Raw genomic sequence first — 14,205 nt, 5'->3', positions numbered from 1 at the left:
ATGCATTTTAGTAAAAATTTAGCAAAGGCAGATGGAATGCTGATATCCCGAAGAACACTCATTGTATTATTCTCCCTGATTTCACTGTTGTTGCTGACAGCCTGCAAACCCTCACCCCATCCCAAACATCCGCACTACGAGATCGAAAAGCCCAAAGTAAAATACCCTGCCCGTAAAAAAAGCCTTGAAAAAATGGTTAAAGAACTCAAAGGAAGCCCCTATGTCTGGGCGGAGGAAGGCCCGAACCAATTCGACTGTTCAGGCTACACCTATTATATGTACGGCAGTATGGGGATCGACCTGCCAAGAACCGCCAGAGAACAGGCAAAAGTCGGTAAGTACATCAAACCCTCCGAACTCAAATACGGTGACCTGATCTTCTTCGATACGACCAAAAGACGCAACGGAAAGATCACGCACGTCGGGATGTATCTTGGTGACGGATGGTTCACACATGCCAGTACAACTAAAAATGAAGTGGTCTACTCCAATCTGCGTACTTCACCCTACTACAAAAAGCGTTTACGCATCTGCAGACGTTACCTGCCTGCAGAAAAGCATACAACTCTGGCTCAGGCTTCAGGACAAACTACGCCATGGAAAGCCAAAGCCTTTAAAGAGCTCAAACAGAGAACCGATACCAGGATCGCACAGAAACCAACACCCAGACGGCCGGTCATCAACAACAGCAACCAAACAGGATCTTTCTATGTACAGGTAGGATCTTTCAGCGGCAAACCCAAAAGTGCCCTGCTTTATAAAATCACAAGATTGGGATACACCTATAAACTCATCCAGTTCCCACGCAACGGAAAGCAGATATCCAAACTGCTCATAGGACCGTACAAATATAAGGCAACAGCGCTTAGCATATTGCCAAAGGTCAAAAAAGAGATAGAACCCGGCGCATTCATCGCGGAGATCCTGTAGATGAAATTAGCAGCTATAGACGTAGGACTCAAACGTATCGGTACAGCGATCTGTCTTGACGGCAGGATCGTGATGCCCCAAAATGCTATATTGCGCAAGAACCGCAATCAGGCGGCACATGACGTTGTTTCTTTTCTGGAGGAATGGGAAATAGAGAAACTGGTTGTCGGTCTTCCCAAAGGCGGGTCCAGCTCGGAAGAGATGGAACGGCGCATCCAACACTTTGTCTCTCTTCTTGAGCTGGACATTCCCGTGGTCTACCAGGATGAACAGGGCAGCAGCTTTGAAGCCAAAGAGATGACACAGGGACAGTTCCGGCACAAGAAAGACGGCAAGATTGACTCCATTGCCGCCAAGATCATTCTGGAACGCCATCTGTCGCTTTGATTTTTAGAAATGCTTCATAAATAAGGTTACAGTTTTCGCTTCAAATTCTGGATGCGTATATAGGCATAGTCGATACTCTTTGGATTCACCTCGCCGCGCTTCAGTAGCGACTTGATCGTTTCAACAAGCTTTTTGGTACTGACCGTTTTTCGCGGATCGAGCTGATTACCAAAAAGCAGTATGTCGTCTCCTGCGTTGATCGCCAGTTTAAGCGTATTTTTCAAACCGTATTTTTTGCTGATGGCTCCCATCTGCAGATCATCCGTAATCACCACACCGTTAAAACCGAGTTGTTTGCGCAGTATTCCATTCACCGTTCTGTTCGAAAAGCTTGCCGGATATCTGGCGTCGAGTTTTTTGTTGAAGACATGCGCGACCATGACTGTGTCGGCTTTTCTGTTCAAAAGCCTGTAGGGTTCGAGCTCCACACGCTTCCAAAGATTCGTGACATCCACGAACCCTTTGTGCGTATCGCCTACAGAAGAGCCGTGTCCGGGGAAATGTTTCAGTGAGGTCAATACACCGTAATGGTGCATTGCATCGATGAAGGTACTTGCATAAGCCGCAACTGTTTTTGGGTCTTTCCCGAAAGAACGTCCGAGCCCGTGGATCACATGGTTCTTCGGGTTAATATCCAGGTCGACCACCGGGGCGAGATCATAGTTGATCCCCACAGATTTAAGTTCTTTAGCCATTTTTCTATATGTTTTTTTTATCTGTTTCTTGTCCATCCTGGTAACATCGGAAGCTTTAGGAAAATTCCCATAAAATCCGTACTTTCTTTTGAGACGCTGTACCTTTCCCCCTTCCTGGTCCACGGCGATCAGGAGCTTTCCGTCATAGGAACATTTCTGCAGTTGTGCCGTCAGTTTTTTCAACTGTTTTCTGCTTGCAATATTTTTGGGTTTACTTTTGTCGACAGGATTGTAGTCAAACAGTATGACCGCACCGATGTGATATTTTCGGATATCCTGACAGATCCGGCTGTTCTTGGGTGCAGAAGTTCCGTGAAAGCCAACCATAAGCATCTGTCCTATCTTCTGATCGAGGGAAACCCCGGCCCAAAGTGATGTTACAGCCATAACTGCGACCATTAAAAATATTTTTTTCATTATTATCCTTAAATTTCTAATTCTTGGTTTTCATATTCTACTATTCTCTTATTAGTGTTCGGTTAAACTACTTGTTTTATAATTCCTCCATAAGAGCATCAGAAGGAACCACATTTCATTCTCCCTTGACGTGAATTTGTGTCTCCCTTTTTCATAGATTTTTTTCCTCCTCCTTTTAAAACTTCTAGATGCTCTTTATTCATTCAAAAAATTTCTTTTCATTACACGATTTCTACATCTTCATTAGTGTATAATGTGTATAATTAAATAAATTAATCAAAAAAGGCTTTTCATGAAAAAAATACTATTGTCACTACTGATACTGTTGTCATTCTCTACGTTTTCGCAGGCGAGTAGCCAACCGCTAATGAAGATTACCGACATTAATGGTGTAACACACCAGATCACAGGTACTGAGCAAGGCTTGAATATCAAGGGTCTCGAAGGGAAGATCGTCTTTATAGAATTCTTCGGGCACAGATGTCCTCCCTGTCTTGCTTCGATCCCGCACCTGATCGACCTGCAGAAAAAGTACAAAAACAAACTGGCCATTATCTCTGTTGAAGTACAGGGATTGAACAATGCACAGCTTAAACAGTTCGCCAAAGAAAAAAGGATGAACTATATTGTCGTTTCAGATGAAAAAGCAGGTAACTTCACCAACTATATCGGGCAAAGAGCGCAGTGGAGAGGTAGTATTCCTTTCATGGTTGCATTGGACAGAAAAGGTAATGTGCAGTTCGTACAGGCAGGAATGCTTCCTGAAGCTTCTCTCGAAGAGCTCATCAAACAACTGGACGCTATTAAATAAAACATACGGAAGCGGAGACTTCAGTCCCACAAAAACGTTGGGGTGGAGCATCTATGCTTCACTTCCGAAAATCCCTAACTTAATCTCACCACCCCGTTTTCTATACTGATAATGCCATCCAGTTCCGCTTCATAGACACGCTCACCGAACTTTTCCACGGTCTGGTCGAAGGTTGGCATACTCTGGCAAAAATAAAAGAACTCGTCTTTTTCTACTTCGCTTTCCACCGCCCTTCCGAAACGTGAAGCAAATGCCTCTATGTCCATGATCGCCGTTGCCTTTTCCTCCTGAAGCAATGCATTTGTTCCCATGCTTTCGCCCAGTCTGTGGGGAAGGACAAATATCTCTTTTCCCATTTTCAAAGCAAATTCTACTGAACGCATGGAACCACTTTTCAAGTCAGCTTCCGTGACAACTAGAACATCACCCAGTGCCACGACAAGTTCGTTACGCACCACAAAACTCCATCCTGTAGCCCTGAAACCGTCATTGAACTGGCTTAGCATCAGACCATTTGACTCTATGGCCTCTATCATTTTTGCATGTACCACAGGGTAACGTATATCCAGACCGTTCCCGACAACGGCAATAGTATTTTCAAACCCTGCACCCTCATGGGCAATGCCATCCACACCCATCGCAGCACCACTGACGATACATACGCCCCTTTTTGTCAAAGCCTTCGCAAGCATATAGGTATATTCTCTGGTGTAGTTACTGGGCATTCTGGTCCCGACAATGGAGACTTTCGGACGCTTGAGCAAAGAGAGGTCACCCTTGTAAAAAAGTTCCGGGGGATACTTCTTCATACTCTCGAGTTCTGGGATGGGGAAAGGGACTGAAGCACTCATACATTTCCTTTTTTCCAATCATAACAACTCAAGGAAAAAGAATGCAAAAATATGTCAAATTGTCAGATAATCCGAGATAATTATTGTTTTTGAAAGATCTGGTCAATATAGACCAGTTCCACATCTTTGAAAATATCTCCGACAGTAGCCAGTGCCTGCATCGTCACTTTATGGGGATGGCCTATGGCAATGGCATAACCTTTCTTTTTGGCGATCTTGACCGCTTTCTTCAACTGATTGTGTATATAGGGTATACTCTGTGTATTGTCGATGAAGATATCTCTCGCCACATAGGCATCTCCGTATTTATAGGCGATCTTTCTTACTTTTGTCGTACCGATAGTACGACTGTCAATGAAGATGAAGCCCTCTTTTTTCATAATACCGTAAAGCGTATGCATCGCTTTGTAATCGTCCGTGAATACAGAACCAGTATGGTTGTTGATGTAGCGTGCTGTGGGAAAGAGCTGACGTATCTCTCTGATCCTTGCTTCCATTTGAGATTTGGTAAAAGAAGTTTTGAGTGTTTTGTACTGTTTGTTGAACTGACGGCTTCCAGACTCCATCGGTAAATGTATCATATAGTGTTTCAGGCTTTTTGCAAGGGTATGGCTTTTCATCGAAAGATGAGATGGAGGGAAAATAGAAGGCGTGATGGGCATATTAAGCGCTTTGATACGCTTCAGCTGTCCTGCATTGGAAACATCATCGATAATGATCACCAGTTTTGGTTTTTTGCTGCGGTAGGCTAAAACCACGTTTTCTTTGGATACCGGAACTTTAGACCGTTGTTCTTTTTTGACAGGTACTACTGCTTTTACTTTTTTAGGCTTCGTTGTCTCTACCTTGGAAAAGACCTTGGATGCAGTTTTATGATGATCTACTTTTTTGTGTGGAACCGTTTTAGTGTTTTTTACAGCAGAAGATGCTTTGCCCTGCTGACCAAGGTAATACCCAAATGCTACAAGGGAGACCATTGCAAGGAGTATAAAAATAAATACCACACTTCTTTTCGAATTGCTACGCTTCTTCTTTTTTCTTACTGTCCGTTTTTTCGTTGTTTGTTTTTTGGGTGTTGTTTTTTTAGGAGTTGTTCGCTTTTTTGCTACTGAAGTTTTACTGTTCTTACCAGGTCTAGGGGCCATGTTATCCACATAATTTTTGTTTTGCATATTATATCAAAGTAAGTGTTAAGTTGATGATTAATAAAGAGCATCAAGAAGTTTTAAAAGGAGGAGGAAAAAAATCTATGAAAAAGGGAGACCGAAATTTTATCAGGGGAGAATAAATTTGGTTCCTTCTGATGCTCTTATGAAGGAATTATAAAACAAGTAGTTTAACCGAATACTAATGGAGTTAGAAATTAGAAAAAGCCAACAAATTGACTAACTAAAGATTTTGGTTGAGTTGTGCTTAGATTTATGGGTTTGGGTAAGGGAGCTTACAGCTCGTAAGTGACTGCACCCATCCCAGAAAGATGAGTGCAAATCAACAAAAAGATTAGTTAGTTTCCTGATCGACGATTTTGTTTGCACTGATCCACGGCATCATCGCTCTAAGCTTGTTACCTGTCTTCGTGATCAACATCTCTTTGTCATTGTTTCTTTCAGCGTTCATTCTTGGGTATCCCGCCTGGCCTTCAAGGATGAAGTCCTTGGCAAATCTACCGTCCTGGATCTCTTTGAGGATCTCTTTCATCGCTTTTTTGGACTCTTCGTTGATGACACGTTTACCGGAAACATAATCACCATACTCAGCTGTGTTGGAGATGGAGTATCTCATATCTGCGATACCGCCCTCGAACATAAGGTCAACGATGAGCTTGAGCTCGTGAAGACACTCGAAGTATGCCAATTCAGGTGCGTAACCTGCTTCAGTCAATGTTTCAAAACCAGCCTGTACCAATGCCGCAGTACCACCGCAGAGAACTGCCTGCTCACCGAAAAGATCCGTTTCAGTCTCATCTTTGAAAGTTGTCTCGATGATTGCTGTTCTACCGCCGCCGATAGCCGATGCATAAGAAAGTGCCAACTCTTTGGTTGTACCGCTTGGGTTTTGACCCACCGCGATAAGGTCAGGAATACCACCGCCTCTTACGAACTCAGAACGTACAGTATGACCAGGCGCCTTTGGTGCGACCATAGTAACGTTGATATCTGCTGCCGGCTTGATACGTCCATAATGGATGTTGAAACCGTGACCGAATGCGATCGTTGCACCGGACTTCAAATTTGGAGCGATCTCGTTTTCATAGATCTCAGCCTGGTTTTCATCAGGAAGAAGGATCATAACTACATCCGCTTTTGCTGTTGCTTCGGCAACTGTCAATGTTTCAAAACCTTTAGCCTCAGCTTTTTTCCAGGAAGAACCGCCCTCTCTGAGACCGACGACTACATTTACACCGGAGTCTCTGAGGTTCTCTGCGTGTGCATGTCCCTGAGATCCGAAACCGATCATTGCTACTGTTTTTGATTTGATGATATTGATATCACAATCTTTGTCATAATATACGTTTAAAGTTGACATAATTATCCTTGATAGAGTAAAATTTTCGCGATTATACCCAAATAATACTTATTGTCTTGATTTTATCGGTCTTATCAACGTAAAAATAATTTATGCTATAATTTTTCTTAATACAGATTTAAGGAGATTCTTTGATCGAATTTTTAACGCAGTATATCACCTGGTGGCACTGGATCATCCTGGGTATACTTTTCATTATTATAGAGATGGGGACGGGTACTTTCATCACACTTGGCTTCGGTGTGGCAGCGATCATTGTCGGCCTGCTGGACCTTGTGGTCAGCATGAACTTTCTGGTACAGGTCACACTCTGGCTCATACTCTCCGTAGCCATCATCGCTTTTTTGTTCAAATATTTCAAAAAGCAGCCTACCGTTTCCAACACAGGACAGTCCGACCAGGGACTTGACACACTGGGAACTGTCACCAAAAGGATCGAGCAGCATGGAAGAGGCAAAATAAGATTTGACGAACCCGTGCTGGGCAATACTGTCTGGCACGCCTCAGCAAACCAGACACTGGATGTGGGTGAACGTGTAAAGATAGAAGCAGTGAACGGGCAGCTCATCAAAGTAGTGCCAGTTTCAGAATAATCATCATCAATTAAAAAGGAAGAGAAAATGCAGGAAACACTTGTCATAATGTTATTGTTGGCCGCAGGGGTCATCATCACTATCTACAAAGGGATCAATATCGTTCCGCAGGGCGAAGAATGGGTCGTAGAGAGACTGGGGAAGTTCAGCCGGACACTCAAGCCGGGCCTCAACATCATCATCCCCTATCTCGATGCGGTACGCCAAAAGGTCTCCACCAGAGATATCATTCTTGACATCCCGCAGCAGGAGGTCATTACCAGAGACAATGCTGTCATTCTGACCAATGCCGTCACATTCATACGTGTCACACGTCCGCAGGATGCCATTTACGGTGTGGAGGATTTCTATCTGGCCATACAGCAGCTCGTTATGACCACCCTACGTTCCATCCTCGGTGAAATGTCGCTTGATGAAGCCCTTTCAAACCGTGAACACATCAAGACCAAACTCAAAGACCAGATCATCGATGATGTCGCTGACTGGGGTGTCACCGTCAAATCGGTAGAAATACAGGACATCTCTCCTTCGGCTTCCATGCAGGACTCCATGGAGAGACAGGCAGCCGCGGAAAGAGAAAGACGTGCCATCGAAACCACGGCAGAAGGTAACAAGAACGCTGCTATTCTCGAAGCGGACGGAAAACTTGAAGCAGCCAAAAGAGAAGCGGAAGCGCAGGTCGCACTTGCCAACGCATCCGCCGAAGCGATCCGCCTGATCTCCGACAACATCCAGGACAAAGAGCTGCCGGCCATGTTCCTTTTGGGAGACCGTTACATCAATTCGCTTGAGCAGATCTCAAAAAGCCAGAACTCCAAATTCGTCATCTACCCTGCAGACCTGCAGGGTGCCATCAAAGGGATGCTGGGGAATGTGTTTAAACGGTAATTTTATTGCCGGGAGTGAATTCCCGGCTCCTGTTCATCCGTGTTACGGCATGGCTGAACGCGTTTTGCTTCTTTCGATCGACTGAAGCGCCAGGTAGCGGTCTCCGAATCTGTCAAGATTATCGATCTCGCTATCAAACTGCTCAAAGTGACGCTCTTCATCTATAACGATATCCTCAAAAAGCCGTTTGGTGACACTATCGAGGTTTTGGGCACACTGATTTGCAAAATCATTATACATCCTGATCGCATTCTCTTCTTCTCCTGCGGCAAAGGCCAGCATCTCTTTAATATCAGATATATAATGGACTTTTTGTGACGGCTCCATAACGATATCACCTTTCAAAAAGAGGATTCTGTCAGCAATGCTCTCTACGTGACGCATCTCTTCGATGGCTGTTTTTTTGAAAAGTGCACCCAGAAGGTCGTATCCTTGATCGTCACAGTGAAAGTGAAAATACATATACTGGTTGATTGCTGCCAGTTCATCTCCTATAGCGTTGTTGAGCAGGTCTATGCTTTTCTCTTTCATTTGTTTCTCCTTAATTGCTTTTCTATAGTTCCGCCATATCCTAGATCAGCCTTCTTAAAATGAGATATTTGCAAGGCTTGGATCTCTGATGTAGCATTACTAAGTGACCCCACAATATTGGTAACCAGATCATTTTGCTCACTTTTACTCAACAGTCTATAAAGATTCCCCGCTTGCACAAAGTCACTGTTCTCATCACTGTCATAAGCGTAACGGTCTGCATCTCCGTTTATTTTCAATGGTGGTTCAGAAAGTTCTGGTGACTCAGTCGGTACAGTATAATGGCTTGGCTCATAGTTTAAACTATCTCCACCATTGTCATCAAAACGCATGGCACCATTTCTAAAGCCATTATTGACTTCTACATCCGGTTTATTGATAGGTAAGGCATTATAATTTACACCCAATCTGTATCTTTGTGTATCTGGATATGAGAACAATCTTCCCTGAAGCATCTTATCAGGTGAAAGCCCGATACCCGGTACTTTATTAGACGGTGAAAAGGCTGCTTGTTCTACTTCGTTAAAATAGTTTTTTGGGTTTTTGTTAAGCTCCAAAATACCTACCTCTATCAGCGGATAATCAGCATGCAGCCAGACTTTGGTCACATCAAATGGATTTATAGCATAGTTTTCAGCTTCAACTTCAGGCATGATTTGTACATGTACTTTCCATGATGGGAACTCACCATTTTTAATTGAGACAAAAAGGTCTTCTGTCGCATAGTCAGGATTTGTTCCTGCTAATTTTGTCGCTTCGTCTGCTGAAAGATTTTTTATGCCTTGCATCGTTTTGAGATGAAACTTCACCCAGAATCGTTCATTGTTTGCATTGATGAAACTATAAGTATGCGAACTGTATCCATTCATATGACGATAACCATCCGGTGTTCCACGATTAGAAAAGAGGGTCGTGATCTGATGCAAAGACTCTGGTGATTTTGACCAGAAATCCCACATCATATTATCTGATTTCAAGTTGCTGTCAGGCATTCTTTTTTGTGTATGGATAAAGTCAGGAAACTTTAAAGGGTCTCGTATGAAAAAGACTGGTGTGTTATTTCCTACTAAATCCCAGTTTCCCTCAGCGGTATAAAACTTCGTGGCAAAACCTCTGGGGTCTCTAGCCGTATCTGCCGAACCGCGTTCACCCCCAACTGTTGAAAATCTTGTAAAAGTTCTTGTCTGTTTACCTACTTCAGAAAAGATATCAGCTTTAGTATAAGCAGTGATATCCTTTGTTACAGTAAAAGTACCATGAGCACCTGCACCTTTGGCATGAACGATTCTCTCAGGAATCTCTTCTCTGTCAAAGTGTGCTAATTTTTCCTGAAGATACACATCTTGCATCAACACCGGTCCGCGAGAACCTGCTGTTAACGAATTTTGGTTGTTATCTACTTTTCTTCCATTTGCCGTTGTCAAATCTATCTTTTTCATTATACTTTCCTTTTAAAATATATCATTTATCCTACAGTTATATCTTTAGATGCTTTTTTAAAGTACTCTTGCCCTGCCTTACATAGTGGACAAGCTTTTGGTGCTTTTTTACCTCTATGTACGTGTCCACACACTTCACAGATATACTCTTCATTGTTTTCACTGTCAAAGAAACCTTCTGCTTCAAGTGCCTCTTTTAGTGCCAAATACTCTCTCTCATGTTCCACTTCAACTTTACCGATGGCTCTAAAGAGTCTGGCAATATCTTTAAGTCCCTCTTCTTTTGCAATGGCTTCAAAGTTAGGATACATCTCTTCATGCTCATAACGTTCACCATCCGCTGCATAGACAAGGTTCTTTTTGGTCGTATCTAACTCTATGTCATTTACCAGTTTATTGTAAGCCTTAAACTCAGCCATCGCATGGTATTTCTCATTGTCTGCAGCCTCTTGAAAATGTCGTGCGATTCTATGTAGTCCTTCCGCATAAGCCACATCAGCAAAAAATTCATACTTATTTCGTGCCTGTGATTCACCTGCAAAAGCCTTCATAAGATTTACCGCTGTTAAGTTCTCAGTAATACACACCATATCTTCGCCACAGCAGCTCAATGTTCCAATACCAACCTCTTGTACCTCAATTTTGTTACCACATTTGTTACATTTATACATTTCGTATTGTCTCATTTCTTATTCCTTTTATATTATTAAGGATAATTTTTATCCTTTAGAAAGTGTACCTGCTTTATTCTTAAATAATAATTATTCTTATTTAAGAATTATTATTATTTGAATTTACTATCTTTTCACTGTAAAGTTTTAATAAACCTTCACTAACTAATGATCTGCATCCATACCTAATTAGTTGCCCGTGAACAACTCCATTTTCAGATCCAATTATCCAAAAGAATCATACCCCAAACACATCCTTATACCATTTCTAAAAATGCTATTCGGGATTTAAGCCCTGTTTGGAACCAACTGAACCCTGTATTGCTCCCTAAAGAGCATAAAAAACAAGACAGAAAGCATTTTCACGAATGCCTTCCTGAACTTGTTGTAGATTTTCCTTAGATTGTATCCACAGGCTGCCATAATCGTATTGACCAGATTGCCATGTTCTCCTATGAGGAAATTTCTTCCCATCCGGTGATCCTGTTTGGTATGGGAGAATACCGTTTCTATGGAGGATCTCCGTTTGAGCTTCTTGTGTCTTTTTTTGTTTGCAGATGTCTCGATCAGTACAGTTGTATCACCTTGATAACCGTGACCCCTGTACCCCTTATCGGTAAAGAGGTAATCAATACTTTTATTGAATAGATCGGATACACTCTCATTTGTTTTATCGAGTGCCTCTTTCAGCGTATGTCCGTCATAGGGATTGCCTTCATGCGCATCAGCGTGAATAATGAAACACTCCCTGGTGGTAGTGATGAAAGTGGACTTGTTGCCAAACTCATAACGCTTGTGTGCTTTGCCTTTTGAGATGCAGGCTGTATGAGGTTCATGAAAACTGTAGAGTTTGTTTTTGGAGTTGCGTTTTTGATCAAAGAGCTTTTGGCACTGTTCAAGAAGGATTCTGGCATCCAGGTCCAGGCTGATCCCATCCTCTTCGGATTTTCGTACTATTTCTCTCAAGACCCTTCCCAGTCTTATTTTGAGTTTCTTGAGTGTGGCAGCTTTGCGTCTGAACTGTTTGGCATGGTTGTAGCGGGAGTATTTGATCAGGAGTTTCTTTCCTGCTCTGATATAGCTTTGTCGGAGTCTGATATTCAGACGCCTGGCCAGTTTGGCAAGAAGAACAATGCCTTTGTAATAGAGTTTGGCATCTGTGGGGTAGGCAATGTTTTTCTCCTGTACCGTAGAGTCAATCACGGCGTACTCTATACTTTTGGGTTTGATTACTTTTGTTTGAAAACCGCTTTTGATGGTCTCTTGCAGCAGTTTGTAGAGTTTTTTCTTTTTGAGCCTCTCTCGAAATTTGCTCATAGAGCTTCTGTCTATAGGAAAAGTGTGTTGAAACACTTTCTCTCCGCAGAAGTACTGATAGTAGGGATTCTCGATATAGGCCCAGACGATACTTTCATCACTCAGATCAAACATGTAGCGCAGATAATGCAACCCTACCATCAGGCGGATAGGTTTATTGGGATGGCCTGTAGTGGAAGGATAGGCTTTACTGAGATCTTCTTCGATACTTTTCCAATCGATAGAGTTTGCCAATTTAACAAGCGGATGATTTTCATCGATGATGTCACTCAGCTGTTTGCAGTGATCAAACAAGGTGACTCTCTCTTGTTTTTCCTGAATCATAAAATACTCCAAAACTGCAAGGTTTTATAGTGTAGCTATGTGCTTTTATGTATATTTAGGGTAGCATAAAAGTGCTTTGAAACCCCTTGCAGTGGGGCTTTGTGGGTTTTTCACGGGGAACTAATTACATTTAAAAAAAATAACTGCTCTCATAATTTATAGTATTTTTGGATTGCATGCAAGAGGAGATGATTCTATCTGTTCAGATTATAATATTGGTATTGATAGCAATTAGCTGGTAAAATAGAGACCATCAACCCCACCTCACCCGAATAGATCTCAAAAGCCAAAACTCCAGGTTCATCATCTAAAGGATGCTGAGGGATATCTTTAAAATAGTACGCCTAATCTATCCATTCTTTCTCTTTTCGGAGGGAAGAGAAGAATTCCATCTCGTAGCGGGTCACTACACGTATGAGGTTTGTCGATCCCGGTACGCCCACAGGGTCACCGGTAATGAGTATATAGGTATCGTCCAGATCCAGTATGCCTCTTTTCAATCCCTGCACCATCACTTCGACTATCATGCTGCGCAGATCACTTTTAGCTACAAAGAATGCCGGTACTACACCCCACACAAGGGTCAAGGACTGTGCTGTCCGTTTGTCATGCGTGACGGCATAGATCGGCTGGCTCGGCCGGTAGCGTGCCGCTTTTTTGGCTGTACCTCCCGAGGAGGTCATCGCGATGATCCCGGCACAGTTCAGACTCCCGGAAAGCCGTACTGCAGCCTCATCTATCTTGTCTCCTCTGTCATGCATATCGAACTGCGAAAATTTCTGAAAGGGATAATATCGTTCTGCCGATTGAATGGTCTGCACCATGGTCTCCACAGCCCGTATCGGGTAATGCCCGATCGCACTCTCTTCAGAGAGCATAACGGCATCCGCCCCGTCAAGCACCGCATTGGCCACATCGCTGATCTCGGCACGGGACGCAGTCACCTTGGTGGTCATGGAGAGTAGCATCTGTGTCGCCACGATCACCGGTTTGCTCATATTGTTCGCCCGTTTGATGAGCATTTTCTGGATCAAAGGCACATCATAATAGGGAATTTCGATCCCAAGGTCCCCTCTGGCAACCATGATGCCGTCACTCGCTTCAAGAATGGCATCAATATTCTCGATGGCGTCGAACTTTTCTATCTTCGCCAGAAGCTGCACGCTTCCGCCGTTGGAAGTGATCACCTCTCTGGCCGCGGTCATGTCTTTTTGATGCTGGACAAAAGAGATCGCCATGAAATCCACTTCATGTTTTATCCCCCAGAGGATATCTTTTTTGTCTTTCTCCGTAAGTACATTGATACCCAGATGGGTATTGGGAAAATTGACTCCCTTTCTCGAAGAGAGCATTCCGTTATTCTCTATCTCGACCTTTACCATGTCCGCACTTTTCTCTTTGACTACTGCACGGATGATCCCGTCATACATATAGATGGATTCCCCCACCTCCAGCTGGTCAAGAATATCGGGTTCGTTGATGCAAAGACGGTAGACCCCCTCTTTGACTTTGTATCCCACGATCTCCTCTTTGACGAATTCGAGTATGTCGCCGCTTTTGAGGATGAAGTCCTCCTCCAGCATCCCTACCCTGATCTTCGGGCCGCTGATATCCTGCAGAATACCCGTGATCAGCCCTGTCTCTTCTATCGCCTTCCTGATCCGGCCAAGCACTTCGCTATGGTATTCGTGCGTACCGTGCGAGAAATTCAGCCGGAAAAGGTTGACCCCGGCACACATGAGTGCTTTGATCTTCTCGTAGGAATCCGTCGCCGGCCCGATGGTTGCTATAATCTTGGTTCTTTTTTTCATCTTCTCTCCTGTCT

14 protein-coding genes are annotated in these 14,205 nt (G+C 43.3%); 5 read left to right on the top strand and 9 right to left on the bottom strand.

Annotated features, from left to right (window positions below):
• The first annotated feature begins 36 nt into the window (after positions 1–36).
• Both SUN_RS12930 and ruvX read left to right on the top strand, forming a co-directional pair.
• Positions 37–930, top strand: a complete 894-nt coding sequence (locus SUN_RS12930) for an NlpC/P60 family protein (RefSeq protein ID WP_011980142.1) — start codon at positions 37–39, stop codon at positions 928–930.
• Positions 931–1,317 carry a Holliday junction resolvase RuvX gene (gene ruvX / locus SUN_RS02315; protein WP_011980141.1) on the top strand — a complete coding sequence of 129 codons (387 nt, stop codon included), beginning with the start codon at positions 931–933 and terminating at the stop codon, positions 1,315–1,317.
• Between the two features lie 26 nt (positions 1,318–1,343).
• Here ruvX and SUN_RS02310 read toward each other — a convergent pair whose 3' ends face one another.
• Positions 1,344–2,429 carry a glycoside hydrolase family 3 protein gene (locus SUN_RS02310; RefSeq protein ID WP_011980140.1) on the bottom strand — a complete coding sequence of 362 codons (1,086 nt, stop codon included), beginning with the start codon at positions 2,427–2,429 and terminating at the stop codon, positions 1,344–1,346.
• Positions 2,430–2,721: 292 nt separating this feature from the next.
• Between SUN_RS02310 and SUN_RS02305 the strand changes: the two genes are divergently transcribed.
• The gene (locus tag SUN_RS02305) at positions 2,722–3,240 is read left to right on the top strand and encodes a TlpA family protein disulfide reductase (protein WP_011980139.1); all 519 of its coding nucleotides are present in this window, start codon (positions 2,722–2,724) and stop codon (positions 3,238–3,240) included.
• A 74-nt stretch (positions 3,241–3,314) separates the two neighbouring features.
• Here SUN_RS02305 and SUN_RS02300 read toward each other — a convergent pair whose 3' ends face one another.
• From SUN_RS02300 to ilvC, 3 genes are all read right to left on the bottom strand, one after another.
• Positions 3,315–4,091 carry a DNA-processing protein DprA gene (locus SUN_RS02300; protein ID WP_011980138.1) on the bottom strand — a complete coding sequence of 259 codons (777 nt, stop codon included), beginning with the start codon at positions 4,089–4,091 and terminating at the stop codon, positions 3,315–3,317.
• Between the two features lie 80 nt (positions 4,092–4,171).
• Positions 4,172–5,236 (bottom strand): divergent polysaccharide deacetylase family protein, encoded by a 1,065-nt coding sequence (locus tag SUN_RS12925; RefSeq protein ID WP_011980137.1) that lies wholly within the window; start codon positions 5,234–5,236, stop codon positions 4,172–4,174.
• A 355-nt stretch (positions 5,237–5,591) separates the two neighbouring features.
• Entirely contained in the window at positions 5,592–6,617 is a 1,026-nt protein-coding gene (ilvC, locus tag SUN_RS02290; protein ID WP_011980136.1) for a ketol-acid reductoisomerase, read from the bottom strand.
• Between the two features lie 131 nt (positions 6,618–6,748).
• On the opposite strand from ilvC, the gene SUN_RS02285 reads away from it, so the two are divergent.
• Positions 6,749–7,210, top strand: coding sequence for an NfeD family protein (locus tag SUN_RS02285; protein ID WP_011980135.1), 462 nt, complete (start codon positions 6,749–6,751; stop codon positions 7,208–7,210).
• Between the two features lie 27 nt (positions 7,211–7,237).
• A complete protein-coding gene (locus tag SUN_RS02280; RefSeq protein WP_011980134.1) occupies positions 7,238–8,098 on the top strand; it encodes an SPFH domain-containing protein in 861 nt (286 codons plus the stop codon).
• Between the two features lie 42 nt (positions 8,099–8,140).
• On the opposite strand, the gene SUN_RS02275 is transcribed toward SUN_RS02280, so the two are convergent.
• The 5 genes from SUN_RS02275 to pyk form a co-directional block, all read right to left on the bottom strand.
• Positions 8,141–8,629 carry a bacterioferritin gene (locus SUN_RS02275; protein ID WP_011980133.1) on the bottom strand — a complete coding sequence of 163 codons (489 nt, stop codon included), beginning with the start codon at positions 8,627–8,629 and terminating at the stop codon, positions 8,141–8,143.
• Positions 8,626–10,068 (bottom strand): catalase, encoded by a 1,443-nt coding sequence (locus tag SUN_RS02270; RefSeq protein WP_011980132.1) that lies wholly within the window; start codon positions 10,066–10,068, stop codon positions 8,626–8,628. Before SUN_RS02270 ends, SUN_RS02275 begins: the two co-directional genes overlap by 4 nt.
• A 26-nt stretch (positions 10,069–10,094) precedes the next feature.
• Positions 10,095–10,754: a ferritin family protein gene (locus tag SUN_RS02265; protein ID WP_011980131.1), complete on the bottom strand. Its 660-nt coding sequence runs from the start codon at positions 10,752–10,754 to the stop codon at positions 10,095–10,097.
• Positions 10,755–11,027: 273 nt separating this feature from the next.
• A complete protein-coding gene (locus SUN_RS02260; RefSeq protein WP_011980130.1) occupies positions 11,028–12,380 on the bottom strand; it encodes an IS5-like element ISSlsp2 family transposase in 1,353 nt (450 codons plus the stop codon).
• Positions 12,381–12,724: 344 nt separating this feature from the next.
• The gene (gene pyk / locus SUN_RS02255) at positions 12,725–14,191 is read right to left on the bottom strand and encodes a pyruvate kinase (RefSeq protein ID WP_011980129.1); all 1,467 of its coding nucleotides are present in this window, start codon (positions 14,189–14,191) and stop codon (positions 12,725–12,727) included.
• Between the last annotated feature and the right edge of the window lie 14 nt (positions 14,192–14,205).

It is taken from the genome of Sulfurovum sp. NBC37-1, assembly GCF_000010345.1.
In the GTDB taxonomy this organism is placed as follows: domain Bacteria; phylum Campylobacterota; class Campylobacteria; order Campylobacterales; family Sulfurovaceae; genus Sulfurovum.
The sequence above is the reverse complement of the archived record's forward strand: the minus strand, read 5'-3'. Positions and strand labels throughout refer to the sequence as shown.